The following is an 18054-nucleotide window of genomic DNA, read 5'->3' on the forward strand; positions in this document are numbered from 1 at the left end:
GAACGCATCGATGCGCGGCGACTCCTGATGCAACGCGACCGCGTCGACCATCTATTCCCCACCACCGCACATTCCGTCCGTCCCGGCGTGGGGTTGACTAGAGGGGTGGATGCCGAGCTCACCGCCCTCCTGCGCGCCGACCTGCTCGCCGCCGGGTACACGGTCGACCGGCTGCGGCAGCTGTGGGGCGACGAGGCCGACGCGGCCCTCGCGCGCGGCGACCGCGTGCCGGCGGGTCGGGCACTCCGGGCGATCGACGAGTCGCCCGCGGCGACGCTCGCCCGGCTCTTCGTGCTCGGCGAGACCGTGGATGACACGGCGCTCGCGCGGGCCTTGCCCGCCCTCGGCACGGCGGGGGCCCGCGCGCTCGGGCTCGTCGACGCGGGCGGCCGAGCGCTGCTCGACCTCCGGCCCTACACGGCCATCGACGCCGGGGGAGCCGTGCAGTGGCTCGTCGCCTCCGACCTCGGTGAGCTCGCCCTCGGCGGCGCGCTGCCGCCCGACCACGTGCTCGGCGTCGGCGGGGCCTCGCTGACGCTCGCGGCGCTCATCCCGACCGAGCCGGTCGACTCGGTGCTCGACCTCGGCACCGGCTGCGGCATCCAGTCGCTGCACGCCGCCCGGCACGCGCGTCGCGTCGTGGCCACCGACATCTCGGCGCGCGCTCTCGAGCGCGCGGCGTTGACGCTCGCGCTCAACGCCGTCGACGCGGTCGAGCTGCGGCAGGGCGACCTGTTCGCGCCCGTCGCGGGGGAGCGCTTCGACCGCATCGTCAGCAATCCGCCGTTCGTCATCACGCCGCGGCGCGCGGGCGTTCCCGTGTACGAGTACCGCGACGGCGGCCGCGTCGGCGACGCGATCGTCGAGCAGGTCGTGCGCGGCGCGGCCGAGCACCTGACCCCCGGCGGCACGGCGCACCTGCTCGGCAACTGGGAGTACCACGACGCGATGGGCGGCGACGGCCTGGCCCGCGTGCGCCGCTGGATCGACGAGGCGGGTCTCGACGGCTGGGTCGTCGAGCGCGAGCGGCAGAGCCCGGCCGAGTACGCGGCCACCTGGATCCGCGACGGCGGCACGCGCGTCGGCAGCCCCGAGTACGAGCAACTCGCGGCCGAGTGGCTCGACGACTTCGCGGCCCGCGGCGTGACGGCCGTCGGCTTCGGCTACGTCGTGCTGCGTCGACCCGTGGGCCCGGATGCGGTGCGCCTGCTGCGCACCGAAGTGCTCGGCTCCCCGCTCGGCGGCACGCCCACGGGCATCGGCGACCACCTGCTCGCGGGCCTGCGCGCGCACGACCGCATCGCGGCGCTCGACGACGCAGAGCTCGAGACGCTGCGGCTCGAGGTCGCGCCCGACGTGACCGAGGAGCGCCACTACTGGCCGGGGGAGGAGAACCCCACGGTGATCCGCCTGCGGCAGGGCGGCGGCTTCGCGCGCACGATCGACGCGGATGCCGCGCTCGCCGGCCTCGTCGGTGCGAGCGACGGCGACCTCACGGTCGGAGAGATCGTCGGCGCCCTCGCCGACCTGCTCGAGGTCGACGAGGGCGCCCTGCGCGCGCAACTGCTGCCGCAGGTGCGCGAGCTCGTGGTGACGGGGCTGCTCAGCCCTGCGACGGGGTCGCCCGCCGCAGGATGAGCCAGGCCGCGAGCGCGCAAAACGCGGTGATGATGAGGCTCCACGCCGCCGAGCCGAGCACGCCCGCGGCGGCGAAGAACGCGCCCACCTGCGGCCATGCGTCGAGCCAGGTGGCGAGCGCAGCGCCGCCGATGCCGAGGAAGACCAGCCCTCCCCAGAAGGCGTACATGCCCAGGGCCTTCCAGCGCACGTAGACCGACGCGGTGGCGGCACCGATCGAGAAGAAAAGCAGGAAGGCGAGCAGGCTGAGGGCCAGTCCCTCCCACCACTCGGCTCGCCAGAGCTCGTCGGTCGTGAAGAAGCTGTGCCCGACGCCCCATCCGCCCGTCGCGCGCTCGACGAGCGAGGCCACGATCAGCATCGCCGAGTAGCCGAGCGAGAGCACGATCGCGAAGACTCCGAAGCCGAGAACGAAGTCGCGGCGCGTGCTGCCGTAGCCGAGAGCGAGGGGGAAGGCCTGGTTCACGCTCTGCACGGCGACGACGAGCATGTAGATGAACAGGAAGAGCACTCCGCCGTTGATGGAGGAGTCCATCTCGCCATCCGCCGGGATGCTCGCGCGCACGATCCCCCAGATGGCCATGTTCATGAGGAACACGACGCCGAGAATGAGCAGCGGAGTGTAGATCGCCGTCCACGGGTTCGCGAACAGCAGGCGCACGATCGTGGCGACGCGCGTGACCAGCGGTCGCGGCTCGAGTGCCAGCGGGGCGGGGGCGGTGGTCGTGGTCATCGCGTGACCTCCTCGTGCTCGGTGGGGGTGCCCCCGGTCTGACGGATGATGAGCTGCTGCAGCGAGACGGGCCCGACCTCGAGGCCGGCGGCTCGCGCCGCGCCCGCGGCCTGCTCGGTGATGCCCGCGACGGTCGCGCTGACGAATCCGCCCAAGCGCTCGCGGTGGATCACCTCGAGGCCCGCGACCGCCTGCTCGACGGCCTCGGCCGGGCCGGCGAGGGTGGCGGCGTGGGCGCGGAGGGCATCCACGGGCGAATCGATGAGGATGCGGCCATTGTCGATCACGAGCGCGTGTTCGAGCAGATCGGCGACCTCGTCGATGAGGTGCGTCGAGAGGATGACCGTTCGGGGGTGCTCGGCGTAGTCGGCGAGCAGTCGGTCGTAGAACGCCTGGCGCGCGATCGCGTCGAGCCCGAGGTAGGGCTCGTCGAAGATCGTGAGGGGCGCGCGCGAGGCGAGGCCGACGATGATGCCGACGCTCGACAGCTGACCGCGCGAGAGCTTCTTGATACGGCGGTCGACCGGCAGCCGGAACTCGGTGGCCAGGTCGCGTGCGAACTCGGCGTCCCAGTTCGGGAAGAACCCGGGGGCGGCCGCGAAGACGTGCTTCGGCTTGAAGTCGTCGGGGTAGCGCTGGCTCTCTTTGATGAAGCACGTGTGCTGCAGCACGCGCGGATTCTCGACGGGCGACTCGCCGGCGATCGTGATGCTGCCGGCGGTCGCGAACTCCTGCCCCGTGAGCAGGTGCATGAGGGTGGTCTTGCCGGCGCCGTTGCGTCCGAGGAGACCGGTGATGGTGTTGCGTGCCAACTGGAAGTCGACGCCGTCGACGGCCGTGATGCCGCGATAGCGCTTCGTGAGGCCGCGCGCCTCGACGATGGTGGTCATGGGGTGCCCTTTCGGATCATCTCGATCAGGTGGTCGGTGGTGAGGCCCAGCGCCCGCGCCTCGATGACGAGCGGGTGCACGTACTCGGCGGCGAAGCGTTCGCGACGATCGGCCAGCAGCCGATCGCGCGCGCCGTCGGCGACGAACATGCCGATGCCGCGGCGCTTGTAGAGCACCCCCGCGTCGACGAGCAGGCTGATGCCTTTGAGTGCCGTCGCGGGATTGATGCGATGGAACGCCGCGACCTCATTGATCGAGGGCACCTGGGCGCCCTCGGCGAGCGAGCCGTCGATCACCTGGTTCTCGATCAGCTCGGCGATCTGGAGGAAGATCGGTCGACCGTCGTCCACGCGAGCCTCCCTTCTGTGTCGGTTACTTAGTCAAGTAACTAACCAGAGAACCGGACGCGTGTCAAGCGGGGCACGGCGAAGCCGGCCTCGCACGATGGCGGGGCCCAGCGCGAGCGTCGGCTAGCGCGCCGAACGCCGCCAGTCGGGAACCGTGATCAGGATGGCGATCGCGCTGAGCGCCACGCCCGTGAGCCCGAACGCGAGGCTCGCGGGGCTCTGCACGCCGCTCGCCATGAATGGCAGGTCGTCGGGCAGGCTGATGCCGATGCCGAGGTACGGGAACCACGCGGCGACGACGATCGCGCTGCCCGCGATGCAGGCCGCGGCGAGCATGCGTCGCGGCGTCAGGATGCGGTCGGCGGCGATCGCCGGCAGCAGTGCGAGCACCGCGACACCGAGCACGACGGCGAGCGAGAGCGCCACCCAGATGGTCATCGAGATCGTGAACCCGACGCGCGAGGCCGTGTTCCAGACGGCATAGACCTCGTCGAGCGTCAGCTGGCCCTGCGCGATCGCGAGCGGCTGCTCGATCGCGAGGGCGTACGCGCCGAACGCGACGAGGCCGAGCAGCGCAGCGGCCGCCGCGAGGCCGACGCGGCGGCGCAGACCGCGCGATTCGGGGCCCGGCGACGACCCGGGACCGACCCCGCCCTCGCCCACGACCGTGCCATCGACGAGGATGACGCGCTGCCGGGGCACGAGCGGCTCATCGAGGAACTCGCCCGCGCGGTCGGCGGGGGTCATGCCGTCGAGGCTCGTCATGAGCGCACCCGAGCCGACCCGACGGACTCCGCGCACGATCGCGGCGGCGTTGAGACCGCCGCCGAGCAGCACGAGCGCGAGGGCGAGCCACAGGAATCCGACGGCGCCGCCGGCCGCGAACCAGCCGAACCCCGCGACGGGAGCCAGCAGCAGGCACGTGAGCCCCCAGCGGAACAGTTGACCGGTCGAGCGCACGGCATCTCCCTTGTATCGCGTGTCGTGATGCGGCCAGGGTAGCCGACACGCCGTAGCCTCGCGGGGTGCGCGACTATAGCGATGACGTGCTCTCCGGCGATTGGCGTGCGGCGGGGCGCACGGTCTCGGCCGATGTGCACGCGGTCATCGACCTCGTCGTCGAGCTGCCCGGCGGGGACTCCGCCGATAACGCCGCGGGCTTCGTCGGCGCAGTGGTGCACGTCGACGCCGGCAACGTTCACCTCGAAGACCGCCACGGGCGCGTGCGGGTCTTCCCGCTCGGCGCGGGGTTCCTCGTCGAGGGGCGGCCCGTGCGCCTCATCGCGCCGAGCGCTCCCGTCGCGTCGACCGGCCGCGCGCGCACCGCGAGCGGATCGTTCGCGGTGGCGGATGCTCGAGCACGCGTGGCCCGTGCGAGCCGCATCTGGGTCGAGGGAAAGCACGACGCCGAGCTCGTCGAGCAGGTGTGGGGCGACGACCTGCGCATCGAGGGCGTCGTGGTCGAGCAGCTCGAGGGCGTCGACCACCTCGCCGAGCTGCTCGTCGACTTCGCGCCGTCGCCCGGGCGCCGGGTCGGCGTGCTCGTCGACCACTGGGTTCCCGGATCGAAGGAGGTGCGACTCGTCGAGCAGGCGATCGCGCGGGTGGATGCCCGCCACGTGCTCGCGATCGGGCATCCGTTCATCGACATCTGGCAGGCGGTGCGCCCGGCGGCGGTCGGCATCGCGGCGTGGCCCGACGTTCCGCGCGGGCAGGACTGGAAGACGGGCACGTGCCGCGCGCTGGGCTGGCCGCACGAGACGGCGGCGGACCGCGCCGCGGCCTGGCGCCGCATCCGGGGCAGCGTGCGCGGCTACGCCGACCTCGACCCCGCGCTGCTGGGCCGGGTGGAGCAGCTCATCGACTTCGTCACCGCCGAGTAGCGGCGCAGGAATGACGAAAGCCGCCCCACGTCATCGGGGGGCGGCTCTCGTGTGTCTCAGCTCGAGCGGACTCGAGAAGACGGGAGGGAACTAGAGCGGGCGGATGTTCTCAGCCTGCAGACCCTTGGGGCCCTGCGCGACGTCGAATTCGACCTTCTGGTTCTCGTCGAGCGAGCGGTACCCGTTCGACTGGATGGCGGAGAAGTGCGCGAACACGTCGGCGCTTCCGTCATCGGGGGTGATGAAACCGAAACCCTTTTCGGCGTTGAACCACTTAACAGTGCCTGTCGTCATTGCTGACTCCTTGTTACTCACGGAGTTTCGACTGTCGAAACCACCAGTCGAACCACTCGTGAATCCTGCTCTATACGAGAGCACGTACTGCTTGCACCGCACGTTCGGATCGCCGAGGCGTATCAACTTCGCTCCTGACAGTAGTGCACGGCGAGCGCTGCAGGGGCATCCTTCACCGAGTTGTTACACGAGTTCTGCACAGCCTGCACCGAACGACGGGCCTTAATGTGGGGGATCCGACCCCCAGGAGACACCGCATGAGCTTCTTCGACCGCCTGTTCGGCACCCCCACTCCCGAGCCGGAGGCGCGCCGCGCCGGCGTGCGCAGCGACGACGATCGCGCCGTCGAGCGCTACCGCTACCTGCTGCAGACCGCGCCGCCCGAGACCATCGAGCAGGTGCACGCCGAGGCCTTCGCGAAGCTCAGCCCCGAGCAGCGGCGCCTCGTGTTCGACGAGCTGGCCCGCACCGCGCCCGCGGGCGAGGCCCCCGCTGACGACGAGCCCGGCACGCTCGCTCGTGCGGCGACGCGGTCAGAGCTGCGCCAGCCCGGCACCATGGAGCGCTCGCTCGCCGGCCCCTCGTTCGGCCAGATGGTCGGCGCCTCGCTGCTCGGCACCGTGGCGGGCTACGTCATCGGCTCGGCGCTCGCGAGCGCGTTCCTGCCGCCGCTGGATGCCGGGGCCACCGATGCCGGGGCGACCGATGCCGGGGCCGCGGACGCGGGCGGCGCCGAAGCCGGTGCCGACGCCGGCGGTTTCGATGGTGGCGCGGACGCGGGCGGCTTCGACGCCGGCGGGTTCGGCGACTTCGGCGACTTCGGGTTCTAGGCCGCGATCATGGCGCGGCCGAAGCGCATCGAGCCGGGACCGGGCCAGGAGTCGGTCTGGGATTATCCGCGGCCCCCGCGGGTCGAGCCCGTGCATGCCCGCGTCACGATCGAGCTGGGCGGTCGGCTCATCGCCGACACCACGCGAGCGGTGCGCGTGCTCGAGACGAGTCATCCACCCGCCTACTACCTGCCGCCGGAAGACTTCGTCGACGGCGCGCTCATTCCCGGTGAGGGCTCGTCGTTCTGCGAGTTCAAAGGCCGCGCCGCGTACTACGACATCGTCGGCGGCGGCGTGGTCGCCGACCGCGCGGGATGGTACTACCCAGCGCCCAGCCGCGGATTCGAGAGCATCGCCGGCTTCGTCTCCGTCTACCCCGGCCGCATGGACCGCTGCACCGTCGACGGCGAGACCGTCACCCCGCAGGAGGGCGGCTTCTACGGCGGCTGGATCACCGCGAACATCGTCGGCCCCTTCAAGGGCGGCGCGGGCACCTGGGGCTGGTGACCGCGCGCTGATTCGGCGGATGCTCGGTCTCGCCTGTTTCGGAGCACCGAACTGCGCCCGGCCGTGCCCCGCTGTCATCATGGGCGCGTGACCGTCGCGCCCGAGCCGAACCCCGCCGAGATCCGCCGCTGGCGGCGGTACCTCGCCGACGAGCGTGCCGAGGCCGCCGTCTACCGCGATCTCGCGGCACGCCGCACGGGAGAAGAACGCGCCATCCTGCTCGCCCTCGCTGAGGCTGAGTCGCGGCACGAGCAACACTGGGTGACGCTGCTCGGCCCGCACGCCGACCGCGTGCCGGCGGTCTCGCTGCGCACGCGCGTGCTCGGATTCTTCGCGCGGCGCTTCGGCAGCGTGTTCGTGCTCGCCCTGGCGCAGCGGGCCGAGTCGCGATCGCCCTACGCCGACGATGCCCACGCGACGGCCGCGATGGCCGCCGACGAGCGCATCCACGGCGAGGTCGTGCGGGGGCTCGCCGCCCGCGGCCGCCAACGACTCTCCGGCACGTTCCGCGCCGCGGTGTTCGGCGCCAACGACGGCCTCGTCAGCAACCTCGCCCTCGTCATGGGCATCGGTGCCGCGGGCCTCGGCCCCGGCGCTGTTCTGCTCACGGGGCTCGCGGGCCTGCTCGCTGGCGCCCTCTCGATGGGGGCGGGCGAATACGTCTCGGTGCGCTCGCAGCGTGAACTGCTCGACGCCTCCACCCCCGACCCCGAGGCGCACACCGCGCTGCCGCACCTCGACGTCGACGCCAACGAGCTCGCGCTCGTCTACCGGGCGCGCGGAATGGACGAGGTGGCGGCGGTCGAGCATGCGCGCGGCATCCTCGCCGATTACGACCCCGTGGCCGCCGCGGCGCGCGCCGCCGAGGCCGAGGCCGAGCAGCACGAGGCCATCGGCTCGGCGTGGGGCGCCGCCCTGTCGAGCTTCGCGTTCTTCGCCTCGGGCGCGATCATTCCCGTCGTGCCCTACCTGCTGGGCCTCGAGGGACTCGTGGCGGTCGTCATCTCGGCCGTGCTCGTCGGCATCGCCCTGCTCGTGACGGGAGCGATCGTCGGCGTGCTCTCGGGGGCCTCGCCGGTCAAGCGGGCGCTGCGGCAGCTGGCGATCGGCTACGGCGCAGCGGCCGCCACGTACCTGCTCGGCCTCGCGTTCGGCACGACGATCGCCTGATCGTTCGGCCACGAACAGCACTTTCACAGGTTTCTCGGTCAGGCTGGAGTGTTGGCTGCGTTGCCGACAGGGGCGAGTGCCGCCGGTGCGAACGATTCCGCCGGACCTGGTGCGACGACCTCCTGACCTTGTGCCGAGTGCCCGACCGGGTGCCGCGAGGTCGAACTGCGCAATGACGTGCACTCACCGTGTCCACGGCCTGCCGGCCGCCACCAGGAAGTGTTTCTCCTCTCATGCTCCATCTTCTGCACCCGTCTCTTCCGCGCGCCGCGGCCCTCGATCCCTATCGTGTTCGACACCACGTGCTCGTCGCGGCGGCATCGGTCATCACGCTCACGCTCCTGCTCGGCAACGGGGTCTCGACCGCTCTCGCCGTCGCTGCTGAGCAGGCGGAGGAGTCGTCGCAACCGGCCCCTCAGCTCTTCGTGACCGCGCCCGAGGGCGCCGTCGCTGAGGCCGTCGCCCCCGCGGCCGCCGCGTCGCTCAGCGCCGCGACCGATGGCGCCACCGGTGAGGTCCCTGCCGATGAGACCCCCGCGGCCGAGGCGGACGCGCTCGACGCGGCAGCGCCCTCGGCGCGACCGGAGTTCACGATCGACGTGCGGCCGCCCGTCATGTACCCGGTCGGTTCGGGCGCCCCGGTCGGCAGCCCCTTCGGTCCGCGCGACCGGGCCTGCGGCGCCTGCTCGACGCAGCACCAGGGGGTCGACTGGAACCCGGGCCGCGGCACTCCCATCGTCGCGATGGCCGACGGCGTCGTCAGCAAGGTCGTCACCTCGGGCAGCACGCTCGGCGTGTACCTCATCATCGACCACGTCGTGAACGGCCAGGCGATCTCGAGCGTGTACGGCCACATGGAGAACGGCTCGCTGACCCTGCGGGTCGGCGACGAGGTGCGTGTCGGAGACCAGGTCGGCAGGGTCGGCAGCACGGGTGTCACCACGGCTCCGCACCTGCACTTCGAGCTGCGCATCGGCGGCAGTGCCATCAACCCGCTGCCGTGGCTGGCAGCCAACGGCGCGCAGTAGCGACCATTTCGCGCGCGCCGCGCCGACAACCGAACCGATGAGTGCTCGGTTCCGAATACCTCGTGCTTAGAATGACGACCGATGACCCTCGAGGGAGTCGTCGTCGGATGACCCGCACGAGGAGACCCATGTCGATCGCCACCGCCCTTCGCGACTTCGAGCTGCAGACGCGGCCCATCCATCCCGACACGCGCCGCGCGCTCGACAAGCGCTGGGCCGATCTGCCGGAGCATGCGAAGACGCCCGAGCAGCTGCTCGGCAAGTGCGCGGTCGGCTGCGAGGGCACCCACGGGGTCTTCCCGAAGTGCAACCTCACGTGCTCGCCCTGCTACCACTCGGCCGACGCGAACAAGGTGCGCATCGACGGCGATCACACCGTCACCGAGGTGACCAAGCAGATGGGGCTGCTGCGGCAGATCCGCGGCCCGCGCGCCCACGCGCAGCTCATCGGCGGCGAGGTCAGCCTGCTGCCGGCCAAGGCCCACCGCGAGACCCTGCTCGCCATGCGCGCCGTCGGCCGCGAGCCGATGTCGATGACGCACGGCGACTTCGACTACGAGTACCTGCTCGATGTCGTGCTCGACGAGACCGGCAAGCCCGCCTTCAAGAAGGTGTCGTTCGCGGCGCACTTCGACTCGCTCATGCGCGGGCGCCGGGGTGCTGTGCGGCCCAAGAGCGAGGCCGAGCTCACGCCTTTCCGCGAAGAGTTCGCCGAGATGTTCGCCACGCTCAAGAAAGAGCACAAGGTCGATTCGTACCTCGCCCACAACATGACCGTGACCCCGACGAACCTCGACGAGGTCGAGCAGGTCACGCGCGATGTGCTCGAGATGAACTACGACATGATGTCGTTCCAGCCGGCCGCCTTCATCGGCGATGACCGCCGCTGGAAGGAGAACTTCGAAGAGGTCACGATCGATGCGGTCTGGGAGCGCATCGAGGCCGGCGCGGGGCAGAAGCTGCCGCACAAGGCCGTGCAGTTCGGCGACCCGCGCTGCAACCGGCACACGGTCGGCGTGCTCGTCGACGGGCGCTTCGCCTCGGTGCTCGACGCCGACGAGCCGAAAGACATCGCTGCGCGCGACCGCTTCCTGAAGCACTACGGCGGCATGATCTTCGGTGACATTCCGACCTGGGCACTCACGATCAAGGTCATGCGCGCGGTGCTGAGCCACCCCCAAGACATTCCGCCGATGGTCGGTCTCGTCAACCGCATCCTCAAGCGGGGTGGCGGTCTGCGCGCCGTCATTCGCGCCGCGCGCCGCGGCAAGGTGAGCTTCAAGACCTTCGTCGTGCACAACTTCATGGACGCCGAGCAGGTGAAGCCCGCCTGGCAGCTCATGCAACAGGGTGTGGTGGCCGACGACCCGAAGATCAAAGAGACGCAAGAGCGGCTCGGCTCGTGCATGTACGCCATGGCGCACCCCGAGACCGGCGAGATCGTGCCGGCGTGCGTGCAGCACTCGGTGCTCGACCCCATCGAGAACATCGGGCTGCGGAAACTGCTGCCGCTCGAGCCAAAGGGTGAGCGCACGACGGGCATCACGAACGGCCGCGCCGACGATCTGGTCGCCGAGGGCGCGTCGCGCTGGTAGCCGGTCACCCGCCGCGGGTCACGCGGGGCGCCGGATGCCCTGCCGATCGTCGAGCGCGACGACCGAGCATGCCGAGCGCGGGATGTGGGCGCTCGCGCGCTGTCCGACGACGAGCGGCCGGCTCGCCGGCACCTCCGCCTCGAGCAGGGCGTCGCCGCACGCGAGCGTAATCTCGGCACGGGGCCCGCGCGGTCGCCGATCGGCGACCACTGCGTCGACTCCCACCATGCCGGGCGGCGCCTCGGCGGGGAGCGTCGAGACGTGGACGGCCTCGTGCCGCACGACGAGCATCCCGCGGCCATCGGCCCAGGTCTCGCCCTCGGGGGCCGGCACCGCGCCGATCGCGGAGTGGTGAGTGCCGTCGCGCACCTCGCCCACGAGCTCGATGCGGCCGCCCATGAGCCGCGACACCTCGAGCGAGGCGGGACGCGTGTAGAGGCGCTCGACGGTGTCGTGCTGCAGCAGGTGGCCCGCGCTCAGCAGTGCGACGCGGTCGGCCACGACAGCCGCCTCGTCGCGATCGTGGGTGACCATGACGATGGTGGGCGAGAGCTGCTGCCGGATCTGCCCGAGCAGGGTGTGCATGTCGCCGCGCAGCTCGGGGTCGAGCGCGCTGAACGGCTCGTCGAGCAGCAGCACGCGCGGGCGGGCGGCGAGGGCGCGAGCGAGCGCGACGCGCTGCTCTTGCCCGCCCGAGAGCGCGGTGATGGGCCGGTCGCCGAAGCCCTCGAGCTGCACGAGCTCGAGGAACTGCCGGGCGTCGGCGCGCGCCTCGCGCCGCGGCTGACCCGCGACGGTGGCCGCGAACGCCACGTTGTCGAGCACGCTCAGGTGCGGGAAGAGCAGGGGTCGCTGGAACACCATGGCCATGCCGCGGCGTTCGGGTGCGACGCCGGCGACATCCGTGCCGTCGACGAGGATGCGTCCTGAGGTCGGGGCGTCGAGCCCCGCGATCGCCCGCAGCACCGTGCTCTTGCCCGACCCCGAGGGGCCGAGGATGGCGAGGCACTCTCCGGCGTCGACGCCGAGCGCCACGCCATCGAGCGCGGGCGATCGCGCTCCGTCGAAGACCTTGGTCAGTGCGTCGAGGGTGAGGGTGGCGCTCACGGGGCACCTTTCGGAGAGCGACTGGCCGTCGGGCCGGTGAGATAGCGGGCGGTGGGGTAGCGGCGGCCGAATCGACCGAGGCCGAGCAGCAGCACGAGCGGAGGCACGATGGCGCTGAGCGAGAGCACCGCCACGACGGCGTCGTTGCCCACGCCGCCGGCGAACGAGGCGACGAGCAGCGGCAGCGTCACGATCGTGCCGCCGCCGACGAGCACGGTGACGACGTAGTCGCTCCACCCCACGAGGAAGGCGAGGAACGCCGCGCGTGCGAGTCCGGGTGCGACGAGGGGCAGGTGCACGCGCCACAGCACGTGCGCGCGCGAGGCGCCGAGCGTGCGGGCCTCCTCCTCGTAGGCGAGGTCGTGCGCCGCGTAGGCGACCCGCATCGTGTAGACGGTGTACGGCAGGGCGGCCGCGACGAGCAGGATCACGACGCCGATGAGCCCCGGCACGCGTGCGCGCAGCAGCACAACCGTGAGCCCCATGACGGCCACGAAGGCGGGCAGCGCCAGGGGGGCGAGCAGGATGCCGCTCACGAGCCGCGGCGCCGGCACCGCTCCTCGGGCGAGAGCCCGGGCGGCCATGGCTCCGAGCGGCGTGGCGATGGCCGCGACCACGAGGCCCAGCAGCAGGGATCGGCCGAAGGCCGGCACCGCCCCCGCCGTCACGGCCGAGGCGAGGCCGTCGAGCCCCCACTCGGTCGGCAGCGCCGCGGGTGCCGACCACCGGTTGGCGACCGACCACAGCAGCAGGGGCACGAGCGGCAGGGCGAACCACACGGCGAGCAGGCTCGCGACGACGATGCGCAGGGTGCGGCCGGCGGGCCGCGGGCGCATGAGCGGGCGCGCGGCGACGGTGCGGTCGTCGGGCGTGACGCGCTCGCCGTAGGGGATCATCATGGCCATCGGCGTCTCACCTCCACAGCGGCGTGCGTCGCAGCAGGGCCATGCCCGCGGCCACGACGACGAGCGAGATGGCCGTCGTGATGACGGCGACGGCGGCGGCTTCGGGTCGTGAGGTCAGCGAGATGGCGTCGAACAGCCGGAAGGCGAGCACCGGCAGCGGTTCGGGGTAGGGGCGCCCGAGCAACCAGGCCACCTCGTACGAGCCGAAGGTGTAGACGAAGATGATGATGGCGCTCACGATGACGGCGGGCGTGGCGAGCGGGATGACGACGTGACGGAGCCGGCGAGCGCGAGAGGCGCCCAGAAGCGCGGCAGTCTCGTCGTAGCGGGCGACGCGTGAGGCGAGCACGCCGGCGACGACCAGGGCGACGAACGCCGACTCCTTCCAGGTGTACTCCAGCACGACAGCGACCCACCACGGTCCGCCGACGAGGTCGGGCCAGTCGGCGCCGTCGATGCCGAGCATCCGCGGCAGCACGCCCGAGTCTGAGATGAGCAGGCCGACTGCGGCCGCACCGATGAGGTGCGGCACGGGGATGGTGAGCGCGCTGAGTGCGGCGACGAGCCGTCCGGTGACGCGGCCCTGAGTGATGACGACGGCGGCGGTGAGTCCGATGATGCACGAGAGCACCGTGGATGCGGTGGCGATGCCCAGCGAGAGTCCCAGGCCCGTCAGCAGCTCGTCGCCGTTCGCCAGGTAGGCGTCGAGGCTGAAGCGCGGCTCGCCCACGAGGGGCAGCAGTCCCAGGCTCTGCACGAGGGACATGCCGATGCCGCCGATGACGACGAACGCGGCGATCGCGACGGCTGGAGCCACGAGCGCCACCGACGCCCAGCGCCGGGCACCCGTGGTTCGGGTGCCCGGCGTCAGGGAATCGATGGCGACGATGGTGTGCGGCCCTACTGTGCGAGCACGAGCTGGCGCCAGCCCTCGTCGATCGGCGTGACCCACGCGGCGGCGAGCTCGGGGTTGGCGTTCTCGCTCAGCACGTCGTAGCTCGGCACGACGGGCGACGACGGCAGCGCCTCGAACAGCGCACGCTGCTCGTCGCTCAGCTGGTCGAGGTCGAGCACGGTGAACTGACCCCACACGTCGGGCTCGGCCTTGGCCGCCTGCTGCTCGGCCGAGAGCGACAGGTTCGCGACGACCATCGCGCCGGCCTTGCTGCCCGAGGTCGAGGCGAGGCCCAAGAAGCTGGCGTTGCCGACCGTGCCCTCGTCGAGCGTGAGCACCTTGGTGCCGGCGGGGTAGGTGCCGTCGGCCACGAGCTGGGTGAGCGTCGCGGGGCCGTAGGTCATCGTGAAGTCGACCTCCCCGTCGGCGAAGAGCTGGTTGAGCTCGTTCGAGTCCTGCGGGTAGGTCTCACCGTCGCGCCACAGGCTCGGTTCGAGGTCCTGCAGCTCGGCGTAGAGGGCGGGCGTGAGCTCGTCGAAGGCCGCCTGGTCGAAGCCGAGCGGCACGTTCTCGTAGCCGCCGCTCACGCTGTAGAGCACCTCACGCACGAAGACCGAACCGGTGAAGTCCGGCGGGGCGGGGTAGGTGAAGCGTCCCGGGTTGGCGCGCGCCCAGTCGAGCAGCTCGTCGAGCGTGGTCGGCACGTCGGTGACGGTGTCGCTGTTGTAGACGAAGGTGAACTGCGCCTTGTGCCACGGTGCCTCGCAGCCGTCGACGGGCGTGCCGAAGTCGTCGAGCAGCAGCGGGTCGGCGGGGTCGGTGAGGGCCATGTTGGGCAGCAGGTCGGTCCAGCCGCACTCCCAGGCGCCCGCCTCCTTGCCGGTGCCGAAGTTGTTGCCGTTGACCCAGACGAGGTCGACCTCGCCGTCGGTCGTGCCTGCCTGTACCTCGCTGAGAATGCGGTTGAGGGCATCCGGGGTGTCGGCGATCGGCACCTGCTCGAGCGTGACGCCGAGCTCGGCGGCGGCGGGCACGAGCACGTCGTTGACGTAAGCGTTCCCCTGCTCGTCGCCGCCGTACATCCAGAGCTTGACGGTCTGGCCCTGTGCGGCCGCCACGACCTCATCCCAGGTGTCGTACTGCTGGTCGTCGCCGGCGGCGGGTGCCGAGCAGGCGGCGAGCGGGATGACGAGGCCGAGGGCGATCGCAGCGGCGACCCCCCTGCGGCGAATGGCGTGCTGTCGTGACATCGTGACTCCTTGGTAGGGGTAGGGGCGTTCGTCTCGGGGCGGTCGCGACGATTGGGCTGACTCTTAGACTTACCCACCATGAGCGAAACGGCCGATTCCGACACGGACCCAGCGCTCACGGCGGGCTCGCGGTCGTCAGTCGTGGCTCGCGCGATCGCCCTTGCAGTATTCGTCGCCCTCGCCGTAGCGGTTGGGCTGCTCGTGCCCCTTCCCTCTCTGGACGAGATTCGCACGGCAGTCGCCGACCTCGGATGGGTGGGCGGGGTCGTGTTCACGCTGCTGTACGCCGCGATCACGCTGACGCCAGCCCCGAAGAATGTGCTGTCGGTCGCGGCGGGACTGGTCTTCGGGTTCGGACTCGCGCTCGCGCTCGTCTATGCGGGCGCCCTGCTCGGGGCGGCCGCCGCCTTCGCGCTCGGCCGATGGCTCGGGCGCGACGCCGTCGAGCGCTTCACGGGCTCGCGCGTCGCCCGGCTCGATGATCTCGTGCGCCGTCGCGGGCTCGCGGCGGTCATCGGCGTGCGGCTGATCCCGGTCATCCCGTTCACCGCCATCAACTACGGAGCAGGTCTGACCGCCGTGCGCCGTCGCGACTACGCGCTCGGCACGGCGCTCGGCATCATTCCCGGAACGATCGCGTACGTCGCCCTCGGCGCCTTCGGCCTCGAGTTCGGCTGGCCCGCGTGGGTCGCGATCGGCGTGCTCGGCGCGCTCACGGTCGGCGGAGCGATCTGGGCAGACCGAGGGCGCCGAATACGTCGTGACCGCGCGGCACTCGCGCCCGAGACGGAGGCCTGATGCTCGATCGATCGATGCGCGCGCTCATCGCGCGGCCGACGGATGCTCTCGCGCGCGCCCTCGACCGCCCGGGCATCACGCCCGACGGCCTCACCCTGGCGGGGCTCGCGATCGGCCTGGGCTCGGCGGTGGCGGCCGGGGTGCAGTGGTGGGGAGCGGCGCTCGTGCTCTGGCTGCTCTCGCGCGTCGTCGACGGGCTCGACGGCGCCCTCGCGCGCCGCCGTCGCACGGCCGCCCCCGAGGGTTCGACGCACAGCGAGGCCGGCGGCTTCCTCGACATCACGGCCGACTTCGTCGTCTACGGCGCGACAGTGGTCGGCGTCGCGGTCGGAGCGACCACGGGGTTCGACGCGCCGTGGTGGCCGTTCCTTCTGGTGCTGCTGGCCTACTACATCAACGGGGCGGCGTTCCTGGCCTTCTCGTCGATCGCCGAGCGCACCGGGCGGCAGCTCGACGACGGCCGCTCGCTGTCGTTCCTCGGCCGCATCGCCGAGGGCACGGAGACGATCGTCGTGCACGCGCTCTGGCTGATCCTGCCGTTCTGGGCGGCCCCGATCGCGATCGGCTGGGCCGCCCTCGTCGGCGTGAGCGCGGTGCAGCGCATCGTCGCGGGCTATCGCGCCCTGCGCTGAGACCGGCCTGCTACCGGGTGGTGAACCGGCGCCAGCGGGCGAGCATCCTGATGGCGCGCGCGACCGCGCCGCGCTCGAGCCGCACGCGCACGTCGGCGATGGCGGCGTTCCAGAATGCGTCGCTGTAGGTCGGGTAGGGGTGGGTCGTGCTCGCGATGGCGCTCGTCGTGATGCCCTGCCGCACGGCGAGCGCGGCCTCGCCGATCGACTCGCCGGCTCGAGGGCCCACGATGACCGCGCCGCGCACGCGCCCCTTCGTGTCGACGACGATGCGCGTGAAGCCCGCCATCTCGTCCTCGGCGATCGCGCGGTCGGTGTGCTCGTGCAGCACCTCGCGCACGGCGCAGCCGGCCGCCGCGGCGTCCGCGGGCGCGAGCCCCACGGCCGCGACCTCGGGGTGCGTGAAGGTGACGCGCGGCACGGCATCAGCATCCACGCGCCGTCGCAGACCGAGCGCGGCGTTGGTGGCCGCGAGGCTGCCGTTGACCCCGGCGATGTGGGTGAACTGCGGCAGTCCGCTCACGTCGCCCGCCGACCAGATGCGCCGGTCGCTCGTGCGCAGCGAGGTGTCGACCGCCACGTAGCCGCGGTCGTCGAGGCGCACACCGGTCGCCTCGAGTCCGAGCCCCTCGATCCTCGGGCGGCGCCCGAGGGCGACGAGCACGCGGTCGAAGGCCACCGCGGTGCCGTCGGAGAGATGCAGCGTGCCCGACCGCCCGTCGGTCCCGGCCTCGACCCGCTCGACCGTCGTGCCGACCCGCACGTCGACGCCGTCGCGGGTGAGCGCCGCGGCGACGAGGGTGGAGGCGTCCGGATCCTCTTTCGGCAGCACGCGCGCGTTGCGCTGCACGAGCGTCACGTGCGTGCCCAAGCGCGCGAACGCCTGGCTCAGCTCGCTCCCGATCGCGCCGGCGCCGAGCACGGCGAGCCGCTCGGGCTGCTCGGTGAGCTGCCACACGTCGTCGCTCGTGAGCACCTCGACGCCGTCGATGCCGGGCAGCGCGGGCACCTCGGGGGCCGACCCCGTGGCGATGATCGCCTGGCGAAACCGCACCGCGACCGTCGCGGTGCCGTCGACCGGTTCGATGACGGCGGTGCGCGCGCTCGTGAAGCGCGCCCGGCCCATGATGACGCGCGCACCCGTCGCCTCGACGACCTCGGCGGAGTCGGCGGGCTCGATCTCGTGGATGGCCGCGTGCACGTGCCGCATGACGGCGGCGAAGTCGACGCGCACGTCGTCGGCGTGCACGCCGAGCTGGGCACCCGAGCGCGCTCGGGCGGCGGTGTCGGCGGCCGCGATCAGCGACTTCGAGGGCACGCAGCCGGTCCAGAGGCAGTCGCCCCCCATGCGGTGCGCCTCGACGAGCAGCGTGCTCGTGCCGAAGCGCGCCGCGGTCTTCGCGGCGACGAGTCCCGCTGTGCCGCCGCCGATCACGAGCAGGTCGACGTCGAGTTCGGGCGAGAGGGCTGCGGTCATGCGCCGAGCGTATCGCCGCCGCGGCTTGTTACCCTGGTGCCGGTACCGGGTCGCGACTCCTCTCGCGACGGCGCA

19 protein-coding genes are annotated in these 18054 nt (G+C 72.0%); 9 read left to right on the forward strand and 10 right to left on the reverse strand.

The window, feature by feature from the left end; genetic code table 11:
- The first annotated feature begins 27 nt into the window (after positions 1-27).
- Positions 28-1638 carry a DUF7059 domain-containing protein gene (locus tag NNL39_RS09260; protein ID WP_407665111.1) on the forward strand — a complete coding sequence of 537 codons (1611 nt, stop codon included), beginning with the start codon at positions 28-30 and terminating at the stop codon, positions 1636-1638.
- Here the strand turns inward: NNL39_RS09260 and NNL39_RS09265 are convergent.
- The 4 genes from NNL39_RS09265 to NNL39_RS09280 all read right to left on the reverse strand — a co-directional run bounded on the left by NNL39_RS09265 (position 1604) and on the right by NNL39_RS09280 (position 4568).
- Complete coding sequence (locus tag NNL39_RS09265) at positions 1604-2371, reverse strand: hypothetical protein (protein ID WP_255159004.1); 768 nt, start codon at positions 2369-2371, stop codon at positions 1604-1606. The genes NNL39_RS09260 and NNL39_RS09265 overlap by 35 nt on opposite strands.
- Positions 2368-3261, reverse strand: a complete 894-nt coding sequence (locus NNL39_RS09270; protein WP_255159005.1) for an ABC transporter ATP-binding protein — start codon at positions 3259-3261, stop codon at positions 2368-2370. Before NNL39_RS09270 ends, NNL39_RS09265 begins: the two co-directional genes overlap by 4 nt.
- Positions 3258-3611 (reverse strand): GntR family transcriptional regulator, encoded by a 354-nt coding sequence (locus NNL39_RS09275; protein WP_255159006.1) that lies wholly within the window; start codon positions 3609-3611, stop codon positions 3258-3260. The genes NNL39_RS09270 and NNL39_RS09275 overlap by 4 nt, the downstream gene beginning before the upstream one ends.
- A 120-nt stretch (positions 3612-3731) precedes the next feature.
- Positions 3732-4568, reverse strand: coding sequence for a hypothetical protein (locus NNL39_RS09280; protein ID WP_255159007.1), 837 nt, complete (start codon positions 4566-4568; stop codon positions 3732-3734).
- Positions 4569-4633: 65 nt separating this feature from the next.
- On the opposite strand from NNL39_RS09280, the gene NNL39_RS09285 reads away from it, so the two are divergent.
- Positions 4634-5491 (forward strand): DUF3097 family protein, encoded by an 858-nt coding sequence (locus tag NNL39_RS09285; protein WP_255159008.1) that lies wholly within the window; start codon positions 4634-4636, stop codon positions 5489-5491.
- Between the two features lie 90 nt (positions 5492-5581).
- On the opposite strand, the gene cspE is transcribed toward NNL39_RS09285, so the two are convergent.
- Entirely contained in the window at positions 5582-5785 is a 204-nt protein-coding gene (gene cspE / locus NNL39_RS09290) for a transcription antiterminator/RNA stability regulator CspE (RefSeq protein ID WP_055860048.1), read from the reverse strand.
- Positions 5786-6042: 257 nt separating this feature from the next.
- On the opposite strand from cspE, the gene NNL39_RS09295 reads away from it, so the two are divergent.
- From NNL39_RS09295 to NNL39_RS09315, 5 genes are all read left to right on the forward strand, one after another.
- Positions 6043-6615, forward strand: coding sequence for a hypothetical protein (locus NNL39_RS09295; RefSeq protein WP_255159009.1), 573 nt, complete (start codon positions 6043-6045; stop codon positions 6613-6615).
- A gap of 9 nt (positions 6616-6624) precedes the next feature.
- Positions 6625-7122 carry a DUF427 domain-containing protein gene (locus tag NNL39_RS09300; RefSeq protein WP_255159010.1) on the forward strand — a complete coding sequence of 166 codons (498 nt, stop codon included), beginning with the start codon at positions 6625-6627 and terminating at the stop codon, positions 7120-7122.
- 87 nt (positions 7123-7209) lie between these two features.
- The gene (locus tag NNL39_RS09305; RefSeq protein WP_255159011.1) at positions 7210-8292 is read left to right on the forward strand and encodes a VIT1/CCC1 transporter family protein; all 1083 of its coding nucleotides are present in this window, start codon (positions 7210-7212) and stop codon (positions 8290-8292) included.
- Between the two features lie 233 nt (positions 8293-8525).
- Positions 8526-9320 carry a M23 family metallopeptidase gene (locus NNL39_RS09310; RefSeq protein WP_255159012.1) on the forward strand — a complete coding sequence of 265 codons (795 nt, stop codon included), beginning with the start codon at positions 8526-8528 and terminating at the stop codon, positions 9318-9320.
- Between the two features lie 128 nt (positions 9321-9448).
- Entirely contained in the window at positions 9449-10915 is a 1467-nt protein-coding gene (locus NNL39_RS09315; RefSeq protein WP_255159013.1) for a hypothetical protein, read from the forward strand.
- Between the two features lie 18 nt (positions 10916-10933).
- On the opposite strand, the gene NNL39_RS09320 is transcribed toward NNL39_RS09315, so the two are convergent.
- From NNL39_RS09320 to NNL39_RS09335, 4 genes are all read right to left on the reverse strand, one after another.
- On the reverse strand, positions 10934-12022 hold the full coding sequence (locus tag NNL39_RS09320; RefSeq protein WP_255159014.1) for an ABC transporter ATP-binding protein: 1089 nt from the start codon (positions 12020-12022) through the stop codon (positions 10934-10936).
- Positions 12019-12927 (reverse strand): ABC transporter permease, encoded by a 909-nt coding sequence (locus NNL39_RS09325; RefSeq protein ID WP_255159015.1) that lies wholly within the window; start codon positions 12925-12927, stop codon positions 12019-12021. Before NNL39_RS09325 ends, NNL39_RS09320 begins: the two co-directional genes overlap by 4 nt.
- A gap of 7 nt (positions 12928-12934) precedes the next feature.
- A complete protein-coding gene (locus NNL39_RS09330; RefSeq protein WP_255159016.1) occupies positions 12935-13744 on the reverse strand; it encodes an ABC transporter permease in 810 nt (269 codons plus the stop codon).
- Positions 13745-13827: 83 nt separating this feature from the next.
- Complete coding sequence (locus NNL39_RS09335; protein ID WP_255159017.1) at positions 13828-15072, reverse strand: ABC transporter substrate-binding protein; 1245 nt, start codon at positions 15070-15072, stop codon at positions 13828-13830.
- Between the two features lie 78 nt (positions 15073-15150).
- Here NNL39_RS09335 and NNL39_RS09340 point away from each other — a divergent pair, with 78 nt between their 5' ends.
- Positions 15151-15870, forward strand: coding sequence for a TVP38/TMEM64 family protein (locus NNL39_RS09340; RefSeq protein ID WP_255159018.1), 720 nt, complete (start codon positions 15151-15153; stop codon positions 15868-15870).
- Positions 15870-16502 (forward strand): CDP-alcohol phosphatidyltransferase family protein, encoded by a 633-nt coding sequence (locus NNL39_RS09345; protein WP_255159019.1) that lies wholly within the window; start codon positions 15870-15872, stop codon positions 16500-16502. Before NNL39_RS09340 ends, NNL39_RS09345 begins: the two co-directional genes overlap by 1 nt.
- A gap of 10 nt (positions 16503-16512) precedes the next feature.
- Here NNL39_RS09345 and NNL39_RS09350 read toward each other — a convergent pair whose 3' ends face one another.
- The gene (locus tag NNL39_RS09350) at positions 16513-17979 is read right to left on the reverse strand and encodes a dihydrolipoyl dehydrogenase family protein (RefSeq protein WP_255159020.1); all 1467 of its coding nucleotides are present in this window, start codon (positions 17977-17979) and stop codon (positions 16513-16515) included.
- Positions 17980-18054: the final 75 nt, after the last annotated feature.

This window comes from Microcella humidisoli (genome assembly GCF_024362325.1).
GTDB lineage: Bacteria > Actinomycetota > Actinomycetes > Actinomycetales > Microbacteriaceae > Microcella > Microcella humidisoli.